The organism is Pseudomonas sp. Ag1 (genome assembly GCF_000278565.1).
Lineage (GTDB): Bacteria > Pseudomonadota > Gammaproteobacteria > Pseudomonadales > Pseudomonadaceae > Aquipseudomonas.
Window position 1 is genome coordinate 185,439 of sequence record NZ_AKVH01000113.1, and the last position, 20,736, is coordinate 206,174.

The window sequence follows — 20,736 nt, forward strand, 5'->3', positions numbered from 1 at the left end:
TTGCGCCTCAGTGCGCAACCGGCGCGCGCCAAACCTGGCCCAAGCGCTTCAACGCCTGGCTGATCTGTGCCTCGGGCACGGCAGCAAACCCCAATACCAATCCGGCACGCTGATCCTGCGGCGTGAGTGACTCCGGCAACCAATAGCTGCTCAAGCCATTGACCTCCACACCCACTGCCGCCGCCTGTTGGATCAGCGCCTGTTCCCGCGCCAGGCTGTCGACCCGCACGGTCAGGTGCAGCCCGGCCGCCACCGACGGCAGGCGGCCAACGCCTTCAATGTCGGCGGGCCATTCGGCCAATAGCGCATTGAGCCGGCTCTGCGCGGCGCGGCGCATGCGGCGTACATGGCGCTGAAAATGCCCGGTCGCCATGAACTCCGCCATCACCGCCTGAGTGCTGACTTCCGAGTGGCGCACGTCCACCGCGCGGCGCCGGGCAAAGGCCTGGACCAGGCCGGCCGGCAACACCAGGTAGCCCAGGCGCAGCGCCGGAAAGGCCACCTTGCCGAAGGTCCCGACGTACAGCACCCGCCCCGTACGATCGAGGGCCGCCAGTGGCGCCAGGGGCGCGCCGCTGTAGCGGTACTCACCGTCGTAGTCATCCTCGACGATCCAGCCGCCCGTACGCTCGGCCCAGGCCAGCAGTTCCAGGCGCCGGGCCAGGCTCATCACCACGCCGGTGGGGTATTGATGGGACGGGGTGACGTAGGCCAGGCGGCAACCGCCGAGGCGGTTCAAGGCAGCGCAGTCGATGCCCTCGCTGTCCACCGTAACGCCATGCAATTGGCCGCCCGCCACCGCGAACGCATGGCCTGCTGCCCGATACCCCGGATTCTCGATGGCAACCTCATCGCCGGGCTCCACCAGCAGCTGTGCACAAAGGCTGATTGCCTGCTGCGCGCCACTGGTGATCACTATTTGCTCAGCCGTGCACTGCATGCCGCGAGAACTGCGTAGATAGGCCGCAATCAATCCACGCAGGCGCGCGTCGCCCGCCGGGTCGCCGTAACACAACTGCTGCAAGTCCGGCTTGCGCCAGAAAGCCGCATTCAGCTTGGCCCACACGTCAAACGGGAACAGATCGAAAGCCGGTACGCCCACCCTGAAAGCCCTCGGCGGACCACTGGGCGGAAGCGCCAAATGATTGTTTTCCACCCGCGCCAGCGCACCGCTGTGGATAACTTGACTGGACGAAAACACAGGTAAATCCGGGCGCTTTGTGGATAAACCTGGGGATAAGCCTGTTGATAACCCTGTGGACACTTTTGTGGATAGTTTTTTTGCGGGCGTCGACGTCTGCGGCAATTGCGCCACATAGGTGCCATCACCCACGCGGCCTTCGATAAATCCTTCGGCATACAGTTGGTCGTAGGCGCGAACCACACTGTTGCGCGAAATCGATAGTGCCGCCGCCAGGTCACGGCTGGCGGGGAGCCGGGTGCCACTGACCAACCGGCCATCCAATACTCGCTGGCGCAGCGCCTGATAAAGCTGGCGGGTGAGTCCCTGGCGTCGGTCCAACTCGATACCCGCCGGGTTGAACGAGAGCGGTGGTTCTAACGCAGGCATGGAATTGGACCTATAAAATTGACTGTAGATGGCTCTTACAACGAACCAATAGCCTGCCTAGGATGCAGGCATTCGCCAAGGAAAATCTTCATGTACACACCACGCGCCTTTGCCCTCGATGACTTGCCTGAAATCCAGCAACTGATCCAGCACACGCGCCTGGCGCAACTGGTGACCTTGGGCGAACAAGGCCTGCAAGCCAGCCATTTGCCGCTGCTGCTCAACCCGGATGAAGGGCCCAACGGCACCCTTTACGGGCACATGGCCAAGGCCAATCGCCAATGGCAGGACCTGCAAAATGGCGGCGAGGCCCTGGTGATTTTTGCCGGGGCCGAGGCCTACGTCAGCCCGGCGTTCTACCCGGCCAAGGCCGAACACGGCAAAGTGGTGCCGACCTGGAATTACATCGCGGTACACGCCTACGGCACCGGCGAAGTGTTCACCGACGCCGAGCGCCTGCTCGAACTGGTCAGCGCCCTCACCGACCGCCATGAAGGCAATCGCGCCCAACCCTGGAAAGTCAGCGACGCCCCGGCCGACTACATCGACGGCATGCTCAAGGCCATCGTCGGCTTTGCCCTGCCGATCCAACGCCTGGAAGGCAAACGAAAACTCAGCCAGAACCGCAGCCCGGCGGACATCGCCGGCGTTCGTGAGGGCCTGGCGGCCAGCACCGACGTGCGCGACCAGACCCTCGCCCGCTTTATTCCCAAGGAGCCATCATGAGCCAGATCGAAATCCGCCAGGTCAGTGCCGCCGACCACGCCGCTTGGTTGCCCCTGTGGCAAGCCTACCTGCGCTTCTACAACACCGAGCTGCCCGACGCCGTCAGCCAGAACACCTGGCAACGCTTGATCGACGCCAATGAGCCGACCCACTCGGCCCTGGCCTGGCAGGACGGCAAGGCCGTAGGCATGGTCAATTTCATCTACCACCGTTCCAACTGGAGCATCGAGAACTCCTGCTACCTGCAGGATTTGCTGGTAGATCCGGCCCAGCGCGGCACCGGCGTCGGCCGAAAGCTGATCGAATTCGTCTACGCCACCGCCAAGGCCGACGGTTGCTGCAAGGTCCACTGGCTGACCCACGAGACCAACGCCACCGCCATCCAGCTGTACGAACGCATCGCCGAACGCCCCGGTTTTATCCAGTTTCGCAAAGGTCTTTAAGGAGAAGCACAGCATGACGACATCATTGGCCGACTGGAAAGGTGTCCCGGCGCCCACCGTCACCCTCATCGAAGGGCGCTTCGTGCGCCTGGAAAAACTCGACCCGGCCCGCCACGGCGATGACCTGTTCAATGCCCTGCAAGGCCCCGGCGCGGATCCGAAGCTGTGGGATTATTTGCCTTACGGCCCGTTCCCCGAACGTGCCGCCTTCGATGCCTGGCTGAACAACCACGCGTCCCACAGCGACCCGTACTTCTTCAGTGTGATCGACAAGGCCAGCGGCGAGGTGCAAGGCATCCTCAGCCTGATGTCCATCGTGCCCGAGCAAGGCCGCATTGAAATCGGCCACGTGACCTTCGGTGCACCGATGCAACGCTCACCGAAAAGCACCGAGGCGGTGTACCTGCTGGCCAGGCACTCGTTTGAGCTGGGCAATCGTCGCCTGGAGTGGAAGTGCAACAACGCCAACGCCCGCTCCAAAAATGCCGCCGAGCGGTTGGGTTTCAGTTTTGAAGGGGTGTTTCGCCAGCACACGGTAGTGAAGGGAAAGAACCGGGATACGGCGTGGTATTCGATCCTGGATGGGGAATGGCCGGCGATTGGGGCCGGGTTTGAAACGTGGCTGTCGGATGCAAACCAGACCGGTTCGGGACAGTTGAAAACGCTGGTGGAGTGCCGTACCTAAGCCACCCTGCCACCCCCTGACAAATGTGGGAGCGGGCTTGCTCGCGAAAGCGGTGTATCAGTCAAATGTATCAACTGACCCACCGTCATCGCAGGCAAGCCCGGCTCCCACATTGTATCTTCAGCGTATCCGGGCCTTGTGCTCAGCCGAGGCGAATAGGCGAGCATCTATACCTTGAAATACTTGCTCACGATCAAACACCACGCCATCGCCTTTTCCTACAAGCTTCTGCGAACCTTCACCACTCCCATCTTCAACCCAAACGGCCTGAACACTGCGTTCAACGACTTCAGCGTCTGATTGCCCTCGCCATGTTCGATATGCACCAGCGTGCGTACGGAGATTTTGCACATCTTGGCAAACTGGCTCTGATGCAGCCCAGTGATTTCCGTTCGCAGCCGGCGTACCGCCTCGGCTATTTCCAGCGTTCCCTCGGCCAATGCATCCTGAATGCTTTCGATCAACCGGGTTCGTTCTTCAACCGTCAGGCTCATTTCAATCCCCGTCACCTCCTCGCCATCATTCTGTAAAAAACCTCCGCTATACAGGTCGACTCTTTTCCTAAAACAAGGTCGCCCGCCATGCCCCCTTCGCCCCAGCGCCTTGCGCTCACTCTCGGCCTGCTGGTCAGCAGCGGTTTTGTCGATGCGGCGCCCACGCCAACCAAGACGCTGCAGATCGACACGCCCACCACCACCGGGCAAACCCTGGGTGCCAGTGACTCGTTGACGATTTCGGCACCGGGCAGCATTACGACTTCCAAAGTCGCGGTGACCTTGAAAGACGGCACCAGCGGCAATGGCGTGCGGATCGATAACTCGGGCACTATCGCCTCCACTGGCGGCCGCGGGATCGACAGCAGCGGCGACCTCACCGCCGCTCGCAACTACACCATCTACAACCGCGCAGGCGGTGTGATCCAGGGCGCCAACGACGCGCTGCGCATCGACAGCAACTTCGCCAGCGGCAGCCTGCTGATCGACAACAGCGGCACCATTCGCTCTGCCACCGGCCAAGGGCTGGACCTGGATGCGATCCGCAGCCCGAACGTCAGCACCACCATCATCAACCGTCTTGGCGGGCTGATTCGCGGCGACGCCAGCGACGGTATGAAGACCGGCGGCAACGCCAGCATCACCAACTATGGCGAGATTTCCACCGGCGATACCCACTCGCGTGATGACAAATTCGACGGCGTCGACATCGACTCCGCTACTGGCGTGACCGTCACCAACTACGGCCTCATCTCCGGCGGCCGCCACGGCATCACCACCGACCTGGGCGCCACGCTGACCAACTACGGCACGGTAATCGGCCGCAACGGCTCGGGCTTTGGTTCCGACGGCGATGGCACGGTGATCAACCACGGCACTATTACCGGCGCATTTTCCGGACTGCAGCCGGACGGCGATGGTGACGGCGTGGACATCGACAAGATTGCCCACATCGAAAACTACGGAGTCATCCAGGGCGTCGGCGCCGGTGGTGTCGACAAGAACGGCTTTGCCAACGGCAGCGAAGGCATCGCCCTCGGTGGTGGCTATGTGTTCAACGGCGTGGGTGCATTGGTAAGCGGTGCCAACAACGCGGTGCTGGTGGACGACGGCAGCGACGGCCCGGGACTTGCTGCAACCACCCTGATCAACCATGGCACCATTCAGGGCCTGAACGGCTTCGGCGTGAAGTTCGTCGGCGAGTTTGCCGACACGGTGGTCAACGCCGGCTTGATCAGCGGCAGCAACGGCCTGGCCCTGGATTTGGGCGGCGGCGATGACACGCTGACCCTGCTCGGCGGCAGCCGCTTTGTCGGCGTGGTGGATGGCGGCACCGGATATGACCGCGTGATCATGGACGACGCCGCCGGCGGCAGTTTTGGCGACAGCCGCAACTTCGAATGGCTGGACGTGAAGCAAGGCACCTGGACCCTCACCGGCAGCGGCGACTTCAGCGACGGCGGCGAGATTTTCAGCGGCGCCAAGCTGATCAACCAGGGCGGGATCGCTGGCAACCTGACCGTCGATGAAGGCGGTATTTATGCCGGTGGCGGTAGTGTCGGCAGCCTGTTGGTCAAAGGCACCTTGCAGACCAACACCGCCCTCGGCACCGCCAGCATCACCCGCGACCTGACGATGACCAGCGGCTCGACCCTGGCCTATGGCGTGAATGCCGACGGCAGCAGCGCACCGGTCCAGGTCGGCGGCACCGCGTACCTGAATGGCGCGACCCTGGCGGTCAATCCCGGCACCGGCACCTACCCGTGGCAGAGCCACTACACGGTACTGCAGGCCGGCAGCATCAATGGCACGTTCGGCAAGGTCACCAGCGACTATGCCTTCCTCACCCCCACCCTGGATTACAGCCCTACCCAGGTCGGCCTGACCTATTCCCGCAATGACGTGGCGTTCAATCAGTTCGCCAACACCGGCAACGGCACCCGCGCCGCCAACGCCCTGGCGAGCCTGGGCAAGAACAACGCGTTGTACAACGCCTTGCTCAACACCACCAACAGCAGCGCCGGTGCCGCCATCGAGCAATTGGCCGGCAGCAGCACCGCCAACCTGACCAGTGCCACCCTCGGCGCCAGCGCCCAGGTCGGCAACAGCATGTTGAACGCCATGCACCAACTGGGCGGCGGTGCCGGACTGCTGGTGGGCCTTGATCAAAAAGACACCCCCGTACTGGCCGCCACCGGCGTACCCGCCGAAGCCCGCAACCTCAACGACCCCAACGCCCGGGGCCGCCTGTGGCTGCAAGGTATCGGCAGCTACGGCAAGCTCGACGGCGACCACGGCAGCAATGGCCTGACCCAGCGCACCAAAGGCAGCGTGCTGGGGGCCGATTGGGCGCTCGATTCGGACTGGCGCGTGGGCGTGCTGGGCGGTTATTCGAAGACCGACCTGGACACCACCGGCGTCGACGGCAGCGTCGACAGCTGGCACGCCGGCGTCTACGCCATGCGCCAGAGCGGACCGCTGGCCTTGCGCCTGGGTGCTGCGTACAGCGGGCACCAGGGAGACAGTAAACGTACGGTGGCATTTGACGGTTTCAACGATCGGCCCAAAGGTGACTACGACGCCGACAGCCAACAAGCCTTCGCCGAACTGGGTTATGCCATAGGCAGCGGGCGCCTGAGCGCCGAGCCATACGCCAACCTCGGCTACCAGCGCTACCACCGCGACAGCTACAACGAAAAAGGCGGCGCCGCCGCCCTGCATGTCGACGGGCAAACCCAGGACAATTTCAGCAGCACCTTCGGCCTGCGCCTGGCGCACTTGAGCCAGCTGGACAACGGCATCAGTCTCACACCGCGGGTCAGCGCCGGCTGGAAGCACACCTACGGCGACGTAGACAGCAGCACCCGCCAGGCCTTCCTGATGGGCGGCACCGCGTTCAACGTCGAAGGCAGCGCCCTGGACCGCGACAGCCTGTTGCTGGAAGCCGGGCTGGATGTAGGCCTGTCGGCACGCCATACCCTCGGCGTGGGCTACAGCGGCGAAATAGGCAGTAACAGCCGCAATCACGGGCTGATCGGGCAATGGCAGATGAGTTTTTAATCGCGGCCCACTAGAGACATCTCTGGCAGGCAAAGGGTGGATGGCCTGACATTTATCCGCCCTTTACCCCGCTAGATTTCCCGACCTCATACATCAAGAGGTCGGACCTGCATGCCACTCCTTCAGAAACAACTCGCACTCGCCATCACCTTCGCGCTGGGTGCCACCAACGCTCAATTCGTCCAGGCGCGAGGGGACATCGATCCAGACAGCGAGTGGTTCATCCCGGCGCCAGAGGCCGGCCAGCAAGGCCACCAGCGCCCCAAGCCACCCAAGCCCACTCCCGACTTTAACTTTACCGACCACGCCACCACCCGTAACGGCCAGCAGGTTGCCCGCGTACTGGACTCTGCCGTGGACACCCTCATCAAGTCGGGCGAACTCAATGAGTGGCAAGAGTACGAACTGGACAATATCGCCCGGGAACTTGGCAGGCTGGCACCGGGCCGTGTGGGTGCAGTTCTGGAGCAACTGGCAGGCAGCCAGAACGCCAACCTTGGCGCCGCCACTCAAGACAGCATGAAACAGCTCAACAGCAGCCTGCTTTCAGTCATGCGCCGGACAGGCGACGAACGCAACCTTACGGATGCCGAAGGCAATGGCCACGTATGGTTCCAGGCCCTGGGCAACGCTGGCAAGCTTGAAGGACAGCACGGTAGCGTGGGCCTGCAGCAACACACCCAAGGCCTGATGCTGGGCGGCGACTGGGCAGTGGACGATGCCTGGCGGGTGGGTGTGATGGGCGCCAAGTCCGCCAGCGACCTGAACGCCAAACGTTTCAAAGGCGAACTGGACAGCTGGCACCTCGGCGGTTACGCCGTGCGTCAGGACGGCCCCCTTGCACTGCGCCTGGGGGCGATCTACAGCAGCCATGCCGGCCAAACCCAACGCACCGTAGACTTTGATTTCGTTGAGCGCCGCGAGCAGTCCAAAGGCAAATACAACGCCCAAAGCCAGAACGCTTTCGCCGAGCTGGGCTATCAACTGGACAAGGGCAGTTTCAGCGTCGAACCCTATGCGGGGATCGGCTACCAGCGCTATCACCGCGACCGCTACAAGGAAAAAGGCGGCTTTACAGCGCTGAATGTCGGCGCCCAGACCCAGGAAAACCTCAGCAGCACCTTCGGCTTGCGCCTGGCCAGTGCCTTTACGCTGGACAACCAGATGGCCCTCAAGCCGCACCTGAGCACAGGCTGGAAGCACCTCTACGGTGACGTGAGCAGCACCGTGCGCCAGTCCTCCGCGTGGGTAAAACGGCCGGGCTTCAACAGTGACTTCACCATCGAAGGGACCTCCCTGGACCGCGACAGCCTGGCGCTGCACACCGGGGTGGACCTGGCGCTGTCGACCCGGCACACCGTGGGCCTGGCCTATACCGCCGAGGTCGGCACCCACAGCCGTAACCAGGGTTTGCTGGGCCAGTGGACCCTGGCGTTCTGATTATTGCGGGCAAAAAAAAGGGGGCACATGCCCCCCCGAGGTTTAAGCGGTAGTTTCGAAGGCTGTTGATCAGCCTTCGATTTCAATCAGGATTTCACCCGGGTTGACCCGGTCGCCCTTGGCCACGTGTACGGCGGTGACCTTGCCGGCGATCGACGCCTGTACTTCGGTCTCCATCTTCATCGCTTCAGTGATCAACACAGCCTGGCCGGCCTTCACCACGTCGCCTTCCTTGACCAGTACGTCGACGATGTTGCCCGGCATCGCCGTGCTGACATGGCCTGGCGCGGTGGCGTGCTTGCGCTTGCTGCCGCCACTGCTGACAAACTCGTTGAGCGGCTCGAACACCACTTCTTCCGGCATGCCGTCGATGGACAGGTAGAAGTGGCGCTTGCCTTCGGCCTTGACGCCCACCCCGGTGATGTCCACGCGATAGCTTTCGCCGTGCACGTCGATCACGAACTCGGTCGGCACACCTTCACCACCGGCACGGGCCACGCCGCCGGCTTCAGGAATCGGCAACAGCACTTCAGGGCTCAAGGTGCCAGCGTCGCGCTCTTCAAGGAATTTGCGCCCGATGTCCGGGAACATCGCGTAGGTCAGTACGTCTTCTTCGGACTTGGCCAACGCGCCGATTTCGCCGCGCAACTTGGTCATTTCCGGCTTCAGCAGATCTGCCGGGCGATGGTCGATCACCTCTTCGCTGCCGATGGCCTGGCGCCGCAGTTTTTCATTCACGATGCCCGGCGCCTTGCCGTAGCCGCCTTGCAGGTACAGCTTCACTTCGTTGGTGATGGTCTTGTAGCGCTCGCCGGCCAGCACGTTGAAGAACGCCTGGGTACCGACGATCTGCGAAGTCGGGGTGACCAGCGGCGGGAAGCCAAGGTCTTCACGAACCCGCGGGATTTCGGCCAGCACTTCGCTCATGCGGTTCAGCGCGCCCTGCTCTTTCAGCTGGTTGGCCAGGTTGGAAATCATCCCGCCCGGTACCTGGTTGACTTGCACGCGGGTGTCGACGGCGGTGAATTCGCTTTCGAACTGGTGGTACTTCTTGCGCACAGCGTAGAAGTACAAACCGATTTCCTGCAGCAGTTCCAGGCTGAGGCCGGTGTCGAATTCGCTGCCTTTGAGGGCCGCGACCATCGACTCGGTACCCGGGTGGCTGGTGCCCCAGGCGAAGCTGGAAATGGCGGTGTCGATATGGTCGGCACCGTTTTCGATGGCCTTGAGCTGGCACATCGAAGCCAGGCCCGCAGTGTCGTGGGAGTGGATGAAGATCGGCAGGCTCTGCTCGGCCTTCAGCGCCTTGACCAGCTCGCCGGTGGCGTATGGTGTCAGCAGGCCGGCCATGTCCTTGATCGCCACCGAGTCGCAACCCATGGCTTCCATTTGCTTGGCCTGGGCCACGAACGCCTCGATGGTGTGCACCGGGCTGGTGGTGTAGGCGATGGTGCCCTGGGCATGTTTGCCGGCGGCTTTTACCGCTTCGATGGCCACTCGCAGGTTACGCACGTCGTTCATCGCGTCGAAGATGCGGAACACGTCGATGCCGTTGACGGCGGCCTTGGCTACGAAGGCTTTGACCACATCGTCGCTGTAGTGGCGGTAGCCCAACAGGTTCTGGCCACGCAGCAGCATTTGCAGGCGCGTGTTGGGCAACGCCGCGCGCAGTTTGCGCAGGCGCTCCCACGGGTCTTCTTTCAGGAAGCGTACGCAGGCGTCGAAGGTCGCGCCGCCCCAGACTTCCAGGGACCAGTAGCCGACTTTGTCGAGCTTGTCGCAGATCGGCAGCATGTCGTCGGTGCGCATGCGGGTTGCCAGCAACGATTGGTGGGCGTCGCGCAGGATGGTGTCGGTTACGAAGATCTTCTTGCTCATTCTTATATTCCTCACAGGCCTGCGTGGGCGGCGATGGCGGCGGCGATGGCCAGGGCCAGCTCTTCGGGTTTGCGCTTGATCGAGTAGTTGGTCAGCTCAGGGTGGCTTTCCACAAAACTGGTGTTGAACTGGCCGCTGCGGAATTCCGGGTTGCGCAGGATTTCCTGGTAATAGGCGGCGGTGGTCTTCACGCCTTGCAGGCGCATGTCATCCAGGGCGCGTAGGCCGCGGTCCATGGCTTCTTCCCAGGTCAACGCCCACACCACCAGCTTCAGGCACATCGAGTCGTAGAACGGTGGGATGGTGTAGCCGGTGTAGATCGCCGTGTCGGTACGCACGCCGGGACCGCCGGGTGCGTAGTAACGGGTGATCTTGCCGAAGCTGGGCAGGAAGTTGTTCTTCGGGTCTTCGGCGTTGATGCGGAACTGCAACGCAAAACCCCGGTGCTGAATGTCTTCCTGCTTGACCGACAGCGGCAGGCCCGACGCAATGCGGATCTGCTCACGCACAATGTCGATGCCGGTGATTTCTTCGGTAATGGTGTGTTCCACCTGCACCCGGGTGTTCATCTCCATGAAGTACACCTCGCCCTCGGCGAGCAGGAACTCCACGGTGCCGGCGTTCTCGTAGCCCACGGCCTTGGCCGCGCGCACCGACAGGTCGCCGATGTAGGCGCGCTGTTCAGGGGTCAGCTGGGGGCTAGGGGCGATCTCGATCAGCTTCTGGTTACGGCGCTGGATCGAGCAATCGCGCTCGAACAGGTGCACCACATTGCCGAAGCTGTCACCGAGGATCTGCGCCTCGATGTGCTTGGGATTGACGATGCATTTTTCCAGGAACACTTCCGCCGAACCGAAGGCCTTGGTGGCTTCGGAAATTACCCGGGGGAAGGCTTGTTCGAGTTCTTCACGGCTGTTGCAGCGACGGATACCGCGACCGCCACCACCGGAGGTGGCCTTGAGCATCACCGGGTAACCAATGCGGTCGCCTTCGGTGAGGGCTTCAGCGATGTCGGCAACGTTGCCTTCGGTGCCCGGGGTCACCGGTACGCCGGCCTTGATCATGCTGCGGCGGGCTTCGGTCTTGTCGCCCATGCGGCGAATCACTTCTGCGGACGGGCCGATGAACTTGATCCCACGTTCGGCGCAAATGTCTGCCAGCTCGGCGTTTTCCGAGAGGAAGCCGTAGCCGGGGTGCAGCGCGTCGCAACCGGTTTCCACCGCCAGGTTCACCAGCTTGCGCGGGTTCAGGTAACCGGCCAATGGCTCGGCACCGATGCTGTGGGCTTCATCTGCACGCTTTACATGCAGGGCATGGCGATCGGCATCGGAATAGACCGCGACCGAACGAATGCCCATCTCGGCGCAGGCACGCACGATACGTACGGCAATCTCACCACGGTTGGCGATCAGGATCTTTTTTATCACTTGGAAATTCCCTTGAGCCGATTGCTACCTACTTCGACCCTGGAAGCGGGTCGGCGCGTGACCAAATGTTTCATGGCAGTCGCGTGACACACACTATGCCCCTGCAGGGATTAACAAAAATCAATAATTATTGGGTTGTGTATAAGCAAAGACTTATAGTCGTCGCATCAAGGGTCGGCGGGAGTGTTTGAACTATGCGTAAGTCATTGATGCGTATGACATTGCGTCAATTGCAGATTTTCAATGAAGTCTGTGATTTGCGTTCCTACAGCCGCGCAGCCGAGGAAATGTCCCTCACGCAACCGGCCGTTAGCCTACAAATCAAGCAGCTGGAAGAGCTGCTGGGCCAGCCATTGTTCGATTACGTCGGCAAAAAGCTCTATATGACTGAAGCTGCTGAAGCCTTGCAACGGGCCAGCCGGGACATTTTCGGCCGCCTGGAAAACCTCGATATGCAGCTCTCCGACATGCAGGGCTCGTTGCAGGGCCAGCTGAAACTGGCGGTGGAATCCAGCGCCAAGTACTTCGTACCGCACCTGTTTGCCGCCTTCAAGCGCCAGCATCCGGAGGTCAACCTGCACCTGACGGTGGTCAACCGCGCCCAGGTGATTCGCCGGCTTTCAGACAACCGCGACGACCTGGTGATCATGTCGATGGTGCCCCAGGACATGGGCCTGGAATTCCTGCCGTTCCTGAACAACCCGATTGTCGCGGTGGCGCCCCACGATCATCCGCTGAGTCATCAAGGGCCGTTGCGCCTGCAGGACCTTGAGCCTTACACGCTGCTGTTGCGCGAGCCGGGGTCCGGCACGCGGATGGCGTGCGAGGAGTATTTCAAGGAGAAGCGCGTGCACTTCACCCAGACGGTGGAAGTGTCTTCGGCCGAGGCGCAGCGCGAGTGCGTGACCGCCGGGTTGGGCGTGGCGCTGCTGACGCGCCACGCGGTCAACCTGGAACTGGCCACCGGCGGGCTCAGGGAGCTGCCGGTGGAAGAACTGCCGCTGTACCGCAGCTGGTGCCTGGTGCAGGCCAAGGCCAAGCGACTGTCACCGGTGGCCCATGCATTCCTGGGCTTTATCCGCAGCGAGCGACTACAGATCAGCGCGCTGGCTGAACGCTTCGCTGGGCAGCCGCGGGTGCCTGCCAGTGGAGTTCCGGATAGTCACTGATGCTCTGTTGCAATTGACGCTGATCGCAGCGGTCTTCAATTGCGCGACGGAAGGCCATGCGGCGCTGGTCTTCCTGCTGGCGGCGGGTCTTGACGGTGCTGTTGCTTTCTTCGTATTGCCGAGCCATTTCGAGTCTCCCAATGCGAGTAAGGGGAGTTCAGGATGGGCTCGGGCAATGACGGTTTAGCGGCATGGGGATGACAGGACGATGAATCTTGCGGGGCAGGACCCAATCAAAATGTGGGAGCGGGCTTGCTCGCGAATGCGGTGGGCCAGCCAGCATATTCAGTGACTGACACTCCGCATTCGCGAGCAAGCCCGCTCCCACAATTGGTCCGCGTACAAACTATCAGTCGTCGAGGGCTTTTACGGACTTGGGTGACAACCGAAGGCTGCGCAAGCTGCGCTTCACGCTCTTGAGGTGGTTGACCAGGCTCGGGCCGCGCGCCATGGCCACGCCCATCGCCAGCACGTCGATCACCACCAGGTGGGCGATACGCGAGGTCAGCGGCGTGTAGATCTCGGTGTCCTCGTGTACATCGATCGCCAGGTTGACGGTCGACAGCTCTGCCAATGGCGTCTGGCTCGGGCACAGGGTAATCAGGGTCGCGCCGCTTTCACGCACCAGGTTGGCGGTGATCAGCAAATCCTTGGAGCGGCCGGACTGGGAAATGCAGATTGCCACGTCGCTGGGCTTCAACGTCACCGCCGACATCGCCTGCATGTGGGGGTCGCTGTAGGCCGCCGCCGTCAGCAGCAAACGGAAGAACTTGTGCTGGGCATCGGCCGCCACCGCGCCGGACGCGCCGAAACCGTAGAACTCCACGCGCTGGGCCTGGGACATGGCGGTCACGGCTTTTTGCAGCTCCACCGGGTCGAGCTTTTCGCGCACTTCCATCAGGGTGTGCAGGGTGGTGTCGAAGATTTTCAGGCTGTAGTCGGCGACGGAATCGTCTTCGTGGATCGCAAACTGGCCAAAGCTCGCACCGGCCGCCAGGCTCTGGGCCAGCTTGAGCTTCAAGTCCTGGAAACCGGAGCAACCGATGGCGCGGCAGAAGCGCACGATGGTCGGCTCGCTGATGCCCACGCTGTGGGCCAGGTCGGCCATGGAACTGTGCATCACGGCCGCAGGGTCAAGCAGCACGTGATCGGCAACCTTGAGTTCCGATTTGCGTAACAGGTGGCGCGACTGGGCGATATGTTGCAACAGGTTCAAAGGGCTGGACTCTTGTTATTGGCAGACGCCAGGGATGTAGCAAGCTTGTAGTTATACTACAAGAATTACCGATTTGCCCGTTCGATGCATCACTTAATCACGCTGCTGCCCGCTGATTCAGCGGGCAGGCTCGATGTAGCCCCGCGTGCGGCTTGGGCTCAACTATGGAAAATCGGCATTTTTTCGTAACAAATCCGCCAAGCCATCCGCTTCCACCGGCCGACTGATCAAATAGCCCTGCACCTCGTCGCACTGCTCATCCCGCAAAAAGTCCAGCTGCTGCTGATCTTCTACACCCTCGGCCACCACCTTGAGCGACAGCCCGTGGGCCATGGCAATGATGGCGCGGGTGATCGAGGCATCTTCGCGTCCCTGGCCCAGGCCGCGAATGAACGTCTGGTCGATCTTCACGTAGTCCACGGGGATGCGCTTGAGGTAACTGAGGGATGAGTAACCGGTGCCGAAATCATCAATCGCCAGCTTCACCCCCAGGTCGCGCAGTTGCTGGAAGGTCGAGATGATGTGCTCGACGCTGTCGAGCAGCTGGCTTTCGGTCAGTTCCAGCTCCAGGTATTGCGGATCAAGCCCGGTTTCTTCCAGCACCTGGCGCACCAGGCTGATCAGCTTGCCCTGGCGCAGTTGGTGCACCGACAGGTTGACCGACACCCGAATCGGCGCCAGCCCCTGGCGTTGCCATTCACAAGCCTGCCAGCACGCCTGGCGCAACACGAACTCCCCCAGCGGCACGATCAGGCCGGTTTCTTCGGCCAGCCCGATAAAGTCGCCGGGCGGCACCATGCCCCACTGCGGATGTTCCCAGCGAATCAATGCTTCGGCCGCATTCAGCTTGCCACTGGCCAGGCACAGTTTGGGTTGGTAGAACACCGTAAGCTGGCGCTCATCAATCGCCTTGCGCAGCTGGTTTTCCAGCTGCAAACGTTCCAGGGTGCTGGCCTGCAGGCTGTCGGTGTAGAACTGGAAGTTATTACCGCCCAGGTGCTTGGCGTGCTGCATGGCCATGTTCGACTGGCTGACCAAAGCGGATATTTCCCGCGCATTGTCGGGCAACAGGCTGACGCCCATTGAGGCGCTGACCACCAGCTCGTGCCCTTCCACCGTCACCGGCACCCGCAACTTGGCCAGCAACCGCGTGGCCACCCGCGCCAGGCTCGACAGGTTGCCGTAGGCGTCGAACAGCACGGCGAATTCATCGCCAGAGAGCCGCGCTATGGTGTCGGCCTCAGGCAAGGCGTTGATCAAGCGGCGGGCCATTTTCTGCAACAACTGGTCGGCCACTTCATGCCCGAGGCTGTCGTTGAGCAGCTTGAAACGGTCCAGGTTGATATGCAGCAAGGCCAGGCTGCGGCCACCCTGGCGCACCCGCTGATGGGCTTCGCGCAACCGCTCGCGGAACAGCGAGCGGTTGGCCAGCCCGGTCAATTCGTCGTAATGCGTGAGGTAGCGCATGCGCTCCTCGGATTCGCGCCGCGCGGACAGATCAGCGAAGAAACCCACGATATGGCTTACATTTCCCCGAATATCCCGGACTACATTCAGTTGTAGCCATTGCGGGTAGAGTTCGCCGTTCTTGCGGGTTTCCACGAGCTCGCCCTGCCAGGTGCCGTGGCTGAGCAACGCCTGGCGGATCACCGGGAAGTGGCGCCGTGCGTCGCGGCTGCTGGGCAGTTCCACGACATTGCGCCCGATCATGTCGTCGATGTCGAAGCCGGTGACGCGGCTGAATGCCTGGTTGACGGCTATCAGCACGTAGTCCGGATCGAGGATCACAATGCCTTCGCTGGCCGCCTCAAACACCGTCGATGCCAGGCGCTGCTGTTCTTCCAGGACCTTGCCGGCGCTGATGTCGCGGCGGGTGCCGAGCATCCGCGTGACGCGTCCACTGGGCGAGCGCTCCACGGCGCGGCCACGGTCCTGGATCCATACCCAATGGCCATCGCCATGGCGCACCCGGTATTCCACCAGGTAGTCCTCGCTGCGGCCTTTAAGGTGCTCCACCAGCGCGCGCTTGAGCAGCGGCAAGTCGTCCGGGTGCAGGCGTGGCTTGAGGTGGCTGAGCATCGCCGTGACGTATTCCGGCTCCAGGCCGAACAACTCCTTGAGCTGGGTATGGTGGACCTCATCGGTTTGCAGGTTCCAGTCCCACAGCCCCAGTTCGCTGGCCTGCAACGCCATGGCCAGACGCGCCTCGCTTTTGCTCAGGGCCAGGCTCGCCGCGTCCAGTTCCTGACTGCGCTGATCGACGCGTTGCTGCAGGCCGATCTGTGCTTCGCGCAACTCTTGTTCGACCTGGCGCCGCTGCTCCACCTCACGCACCAGTTCCTGGTTCAGTTGCTCGCTGCGTTGCTGCGCTTGCTGCAGATGCTCGATCAACGCCTGGTTCTGGAAGCGCCTGAGCAGCCCACGCTGGATCAGGCGATTGACCTGCCATGCCACCAGGCTCAGGGATGCCAGCAGAATCAGGCCCAGGCAACCCCAGCCTTGCTGTTGCGGGTCGCCGCTCCAGAATAAATAGAGGATGGCCGGCACCAGGCAGGGCACGGCAAACGACAGGAAAGCCGGCAGACTGACGGCATAGGCCACACTGGCGGACAAGGTCGCCGCGCCGAGCAGGCCGAACACCCAGGCCTGTTGCGCAAAACTGTCCACCGGTACCAGGGCGATGGCAGCACTGGCCAGCGTCAAGCCGCTGACGGCTGAGCCCAGCATGAACATGCGTCGCCAGATCGGCTGCGCCTGGCGGCTGGGCATGGCGGAATCGAACGCCGCCACCTGAATTACCCGCAAGGCCACCAGCGCCAGCAGCCATACCAGCCAAATGCTGTCCAGCAGATAGCGCTGCGGGCTCCAGAGCAACCAGGCGCAGACCAGTCCATTCACCAGCATTAATAAAGTAGGCAGCAGGGAGCCTTGGTAAAGCAGGCGCGTGCGCTCCACCGCCATCTCCATGGCGTAGTGCTTGCGGATAACCTGCGCCGGCGCCACGGAGGGTCCCGCCAGGTCAATGCTAAGGGTCATAGGCAGTGTTCTTATAATGGTGAGCCCGAAACGTCGACGGAGCATACACAAGCAAACGCTCGAGCCAAACTGCCCCAAGTCATAAAAACAGCGCGACAATCAGGCGCAAACCTTGGAGCCAGACAGCTTGAGTGAGACAGGGCGCGGGCTGTGGGCGATGACCGACCGGTCATCACCGTGAATAGATTGTTGCCTTATCCTGTGTCGACGCAGAAGTTTTCCCGTGACCACCCGGCATTGGGATTTGCCCGACTCCCCCGGGCACCCTAGAATGCGCCGATGCGCGATGATCTCTCTCTTTTGCTGAACTCCCTCAACGATGCCCAACGCCAGGCCGTAGCGGCCCCCGTTGGCCGTCAGTTGGTCCTGGCCGGTGCTGGCTCCGGTAAAACCCGAGTGCTGGTGCACCGTATCGCCTGGTTGATCCAGGTCGAGAACGCCTCACCGCATTCCATCCTGTCGGTGACCTTCACCAACAAGGCCGCTGCCGAGATGCGTCATCGCATCGAGCAGTTGATGGGCATCAGCCCGGCCGGCATGTGGGTGGGCACCTTCCACGGCCTGGCGCACCGCCTGTTGCGGGCGCATTGGCAGGAAGCCGGCCTGAGCCAGACCTTCCAGATTCTCGACAGCGACGACCAGCAACGCCTGGTCAAGCGGGTGATCCGCGAGCTGGGCCTGGATGAACAACGCTGGCCGGTCCGTCAGGCCCAGTGGTTCATCAACGGTCAGAAAGATGAAGGCCTGCGCCCGCAACATATCCAGGCCAGCGGCGACCTGTTCCTGGCCACCATGCGCAGCATTTATGAAGCCTATGAGGTGGCCTGCCAGCGCGCCGGCGTCATCGACTTCTCCGAACTGCTGCTGCGCGCCCTCGACTTGTGGCGCGACAACCCGGGCCTGCTGGCGCACTACCAGAAACGCTTCCGCCACATCCTGGTGGACGAGTTCCAGGATACCAACGCCGTGCAGTACGCCTGGTTGCGCCTGCTGGCCAAGGGCGGCGACAGCCTGATGGTGGTGGGCGACGACGACCAGTCGATCTACGGCTGGCGCGGCGCGAAAATCGAGAACATCTACCAGTACAGCGACGACTTCCCGGACGCCGAAACTATCCGCCTGGAACAGAACTACCGCTCCACCGCCGGGATCCTCAAGGCCGCCAACGCCTTGATCGCCAACAACACCGGGCGCCTGGGCAAAGAGCTGTGGACCGACGGCGGCGAAGGCGAAGCGATCAACCTGTACGCCGCCTTCAACGAACACGATGAAGCGCGCTACGTGGTGGAAACCATCGAAAGCGCCCTGAAAACCGGCCTGGCCCGCAGCGATATCGCGATTCTCTACCGCTCCAACGCCCAATCACGGGTATTGGAAGAGGCCCTGCTGCGCGAGCGCATTCCGTATCGCATCTATGGTGGCCAGCGCTTCTTCGAACGTGCCGAAATCAAGAACGCCATGGCCTACCTGCGCTTGCTGGAAGGTCGCGGCAACGATGCGGCGCTGGAACGGGTGATCAACATTCCGGCCCGTGGCATCGGCGAGAAGACCGTCGAGGCGATTCGCGACCACGCACGCCACAGCGATGTGTCGATGTGGGAAGCGATGCGCCTGCTGATCGCCAACAAGGGCCTGACCGGCCGTGCGGCCGGTGCCTTGAGCGTGTTTGTCGAGCTGATCGAGAACCTGGCCGCCAAGTGCATGGAAATGCCCCTGCACCTGATGACCCAGACCGTGATCGAGCAGTCCGGCCTGATCGCCTACCACGAAGCGGAAAAAGGCGAGAAAGGCCAGGCCCGGGTAGAAAACCTTGAGGAACTGGTCAGCGCCGCCCGCGCGTTCGAAAACACCGAAGAAGACGAAGACCTGACGCCACTGGCGGCATTCCTCGGCCACGCTTCCCTGGAAGCCGGCGACACCCAGGCTGATGAGCATGAAGACAGCATTCAGCTGATGACCTTGCACAGTGCCAAGGGCCTGGAATTCCCCTACGTGTTCCTGGTGGGCATGGAAGAAGGCCTGTTCCCCCACAAGATGAGCCTGGAAGAACCCGGCCGCCTTGAGGAGGAACGCCGCCTGGCCTACGTGGGCATCACCCGGGCGATGCAGAACCTGGTGATGACCTACGCCGAAACCCGGCGCCTGTACGGCAGTGAGACCTACAACAAGGTGTCGCGCTTCGTACGTGAAGTGCCGAAAGGGCTGATTCAGGAAGTGCGCCTGTCCAACAGCGTCAGCCGACCGTTCGGCGGCGGCCAGCAGCAGAACTCCAGCAGCATGTTCGCTGGTTCGGAAATCCCCGAGACGCCGTTCAGCCTTGGCCAACAGGTCAAGCACGCGATCTTCGGCGAAGGCGTGATCCTCAACTTCGAAGGCGCCGGTGCCCAGGCCAGGGTGCAGGTGAACTTCGCCGAAGGCAGCAAGTGGCTGATGATGGGCTACGCCAAGCTCGAAGCAATCTGAAACAACTGTAGAACATGAAGGATGTTGCCCCACCCTTGTATTTGGCAGCGGTGGGGCCAATATCTGTAATAAGTCCTACAGACGATTCGGTATTGGCCCTACGCAAAAGCCCGAAACACTATGCCGCTAGCCACTGACATCACACCTGTGCAACATGGCGCGCGTGCAATCCACAAATGGGAATTCCCTTTATGAAACGTTTTCTTAGCATCGCCATGGCGTTGTGCATCGGCCTGACGATGAGCCTCGACGCCAACGCCAAGCGCTTCGGTGGCGGCAAATCCATGGGCTCGGCGCCGAGCCACCAGACCAGCCAAATGGCCCCATCCGGCGGCGGCATGGGCGGCGCAGCTGCGACCGCTGGCGCTGCCGGTGCCGCAGGCGCTGCTGCCAAGGCTGGCGGTGCTTCGCGCTGGTTGGGCCCTCTGGCCGGTATCGCGGCCGGCGGCCTGCTCGCCTCCATGTTCATGGGCGGCGGCTTCCAGGGCATGCAGATCTTCGACATCCTGATCATGGCGGTCATCGCCTTCCTGATCTTCCGCTTTATCGCCGCCCGTCGCCGCAAGCAACAGGAGCACATGGCTCCAGCCGGCGCGCCGATGCAGCGTGAAGTGTTCGAGCAAAAGCCTGCTGCCATGGGTTCGATCTTCGGCGGTTCGGCTGCTCCTGCTGCCGCTCGTCCGGTGATCAACGCACCCGCCTGGTTCAACGAAGAGCGCTTCGTCGAAGCGGCCCGCAGCCACTTCCAGTCCCTGCAGCAACACTGGGACGCCAACGAAATGGACAAGATCGCCGAGTTCGTGACCCCGCAACTGCTGGAGTTCCTCAAGCGCGAACGTGCCGACCTGGGCGACGGCTTCCAGTCGACCTACATCGACGACCTGAAAGTGCAGCTTGAAGGTGTGGATGACCGCGCCGACAAGACCATCGCCACCCTGACCTTCAGCGGTGTGTCGAAGACCTCGCGTTTCGACCAGGGCGAAGTGTTCAGCGAAAGCTGGAACATGGAGCGCCCACAAGGCGAAAACCAGCCTTGGCTGGTCGCCGGTATCCGCCAGAACGGCTGATCCCTGCCCGCTTTGAGTACGCAGTAACAAAAACCCCGGACTTGTCCGGGGTTTTCTATTTC

15 protein-coding genes are annotated in these 20,736 nt (G+C 62.2%); 8 read left to right on the forward strand and 7 right to left on the reverse strand.

The window, feature by feature from the left end; all coding sequences use genetic code 11:
• Positions 1–7: 7 nt before the first annotated feature.
• Complete coding sequence (gene pdxR, locus A462_RS0132845; protein ID WP_032899908.1) at positions 8–1,570, reverse strand: MocR-like pyridoxine biosynthesis transcription factor PdxR; 1,563 nt, start codon at positions 1,568–1,570, stop codon at positions 8–10.
• Positions 1,571–1,660: 90 nt separating this feature from the next.
• Here pdxR and A462_RS00960 point away from each other — a divergent pair, with 90 nt between their 5' ends.
• From A462_RS00960 to A462_RS00950, 3 genes are read left to right on the forward strand one after another with little or no spacing between them, the layout of a single operon-like run.
• Entirely contained in the window at positions 1,661–2,296 is a 636-nt protein-coding gene (locus A462_RS00960; RefSeq protein ID WP_008439488.1) for an FMN-binding negative transcriptional regulator, read from the forward strand.
• Positions 2,293–2,739, forward strand: coding sequence for a GNAT family N-acetyltransferase (locus A462_RS00955; RefSeq protein ID WP_003213433.1), 447 nt, complete (start codon positions 2,293–2,295; stop codon positions 2,737–2,739). Before A462_RS00960 ends, A462_RS00955 begins: the two co-directional genes overlap by 4 nt.
• Before the next feature lie 13 nt (positions 2,740–2,752).
• Positions 2,753–3,424: a GNAT family N-acetyltransferase gene (locus tag A462_RS00950; RefSeq protein ID WP_008439489.1), complete on the forward strand. Its 672-nt coding sequence runs from the start codon at positions 2,753–2,755 to the stop codon at positions 3,422–3,424.
• A 218-nt stretch (positions 3,425–3,642) separates the two neighbouring features.
• Here the strand turns inward: A462_RS00950 and A462_RS33995 are convergent, their stop codons facing one another.
• A complete protein-coding gene (locus A462_RS33995; protein WP_008439490.1) occupies positions 3,643–3,918 on the reverse strand; it encodes a helix-turn-helix domain-containing protein in 276 nt (91 codons plus the stop codon).
• 87 nt (positions 3,919–4,005) lie between these two features.
• Between A462_RS33995 and A462_RS00945 the strand changes: the two genes are divergently transcribed.
• Together A462_RS00945 and A462_RS00940 are read left to right on the forward strand one after the other, a co-directional pair.
• Positions 4,006–6,978, forward strand: coding sequence for an autotransporter outer membrane beta-barrel domain-containing protein (locus A462_RS00945; RefSeq protein ID WP_008439493.1), 2,973 nt, complete (start codon positions 4,006–4,008; stop codon positions 6,976–6,978).
• Positions 6,979–7,089: 111 nt separating this feature from the next.
• Entirely contained in the window at positions 7,090–8,418 is a 1,329-nt protein-coding gene (locus tag A462_RS00940) for an autotransporter outer membrane beta-barrel domain-containing protein (RefSeq protein WP_003213438.1), read from the forward strand.
• A 69-nt stretch (positions 8,419–8,487) separates the two neighbouring features.
• Here the strand turns inward: A462_RS00940 and oadA are convergent, their stop codons facing one another.
• Entirely contained in the window at positions 8,488–10,296 is a 1,809-nt protein-coding gene (gene oadA, locus A462_RS00935) for a sodium-extruding oxaloacetate decarboxylase subunit alpha (protein ID WP_003213440.1), read from the reverse strand.
• Positions 10,297–10,307: 11 nt separating this feature from the next.
• Positions 10,308–11,723 (reverse strand): acetyl-CoA carboxylase biotin carboxylase subunit, encoded by a 1,416-nt coding sequence (locus A462_RS00930; protein ID WP_003213442.1) that lies wholly within the window; start codon positions 11,721–11,723, stop codon positions 10,308–10,310.
• A 194-nt stretch (positions 11,724–11,917) separates the two neighbouring features.
• Here A462_RS00930 and A462_RS00925 point away from each other — a divergent pair, with 194 nt between their 5' ends.
• On the forward strand, positions 11,918–12,892 hold the full coding sequence (locus A462_RS00925) for a LysR family transcriptional regulator (protein ID WP_003213443.1): 975 nt from the start codon (positions 11,918–11,920) through the stop codon (positions 12,890–12,892).
• Here A462_RS00925 and A462_RS35025 read toward each other — a convergent pair.
• From A462_RS35025 to A462_RS00915, 3 genes are all read right to left on the reverse strand, one after another.
• Positions 12,822–13,019: a PA3496 family putative envelope integrity protein gene (locus A462_RS35025; RefSeq protein ID WP_003213445.1), complete on the reverse strand. Its 198-nt coding sequence runs from the start codon at positions 13,017–13,019 to the stop codon at positions 12,822–12,824. The two genes, A462_RS00925 and A462_RS35025, sit on opposite strands and share 71 nt — an antisense overlap.
• Before the next feature lie 222 nt (positions 13,020–13,241).
• Entirely contained in the window at positions 13,242–14,108 is an 867-nt protein-coding gene (hexR, locus tag A462_RS00920; protein WP_003213447.1) for a transcriptional regulator HexR, read from the reverse strand.
• A 162-nt stretch (positions 14,109–14,270) separates the two neighbouring features.
• Complete coding sequence (locus A462_RS00915) at positions 14,271–17,144, reverse strand: GGDEF domain-containing phosphodiesterase (protein ID WP_008439498.1); 2,874 nt, start codon at positions 17,142–17,144, stop codon at positions 14,271–14,273.
• A 279-nt stretch (positions 17,145–17,423) separates the two neighbouring features.
• Between A462_RS00915 and uvrD the strand changes: the two genes are divergently transcribed.
• The gene (gene uvrD, locus A462_RS00910; protein WP_003213452.1) at positions 17,424–19,607 is read left to right on the forward strand and encodes a DNA helicase II; all 2,184 of its coding nucleotides are present in this window, start codon (positions 17,424–17,426) and stop codon (positions 19,605–19,607) included.
• A gap of 191 nt (positions 19,608–19,798) precedes the next feature.
• The gene (locus A462_RS00905) at positions 19,799–20,674 is read left to right on the forward strand and encodes a Tim44 domain-containing protein (protein ID WP_003213454.1); all 876 of its coding nucleotides are present in this window, start codon (positions 19,799–19,801) and stop codon (positions 20,672–20,674) included.
• The last annotated feature ends 62 nt before the right edge of the window (positions 20,675–20,736 follow it).

Coding starts and splice junctions, on each gene's coding strand:
- pdxR (WP_032899908.1), bottom strand. CDS start 1,570: ATGCCTGCGTTAGAACCACCGCTCTCGTTCAACCCGGCGGGTATCGAG.
- A462_RS00960 (WP_008439488.1), top strand. CDS start 1,661: ATGTACACACCACGCGCCTTTGCCCTCGATGACTTGCCTGAAATCCAG.
- A462_RS00955 (WP_003213433.1), top strand. CDS start 2,293: ATGAGCCAGATCGAAATCCGCCAGGTCAGTGCCGCCGACCACGCCGCT.
- A462_RS00950 (WP_008439489.1), top strand. CDS start 2,753: ATGACGACATCATTGGCCGACTGGAAAGGTGTCCCGGCGCCCACCGTC.
- A462_RS33995 (WP_008439490.1), bottom strand. CDS start 3,918: ATGAGCCTGACGGTTGAAGAACGAACCCGGTTGATCGAAAGCATTCAG.
- A462_RS00945 (WP_008439493.1), top strand. CDS start 4,006: ATGCCCCCTTCGCCCCAGCGCCTTGCGCTCACTCTCGGCCTGCTGGTC.
- A462_RS00940 (WP_003213438.1), top strand. CDS start 7,090: ATGCCACTCCTTCAGAAACAACTCGCACTCGCCATCACCTTCGCGCTG.
- oadA (WP_003213440.1), bottom strand. CDS start 10,296: ATGAGCAAGAAGATCTTCGTAACCGACACCATCCTGCGCGACGCCCAC.
- A462_RS00925 (WP_003213443.1), top strand. CDS start 11,918: ATGCGTAAGTCATTGATGCGTATGACATTGCGTCAATTGCAGATTTTC.
- A462_RS35025 (WP_003213445.1), bottom strand. CDS start 13,019: ATGGCTCGGCAATACGAAGAAAGCAACAGCACCGTCAAGACCCGCCGC.
- A462_RS00915 (WP_008439498.1), bottom strand. CDS start 17,144: ATGACCCTTAGCATTGACCTGGCGGGACCCTCCGTGGCGCCGGCGCAG.
- uvrD (WP_003213452.1), top strand. CDS start 17,424: ATGCGCGATGATCTCTCTCTTTTGCTGAACTCCCTCAACGATGCCCAA.
- A462_RS00905 (WP_003213454.1), top strand. CDS start 19,799: ATGAAACGTTTTCTTAGCATCGCCATGGCGTTGTGCATCGGCCTGACG.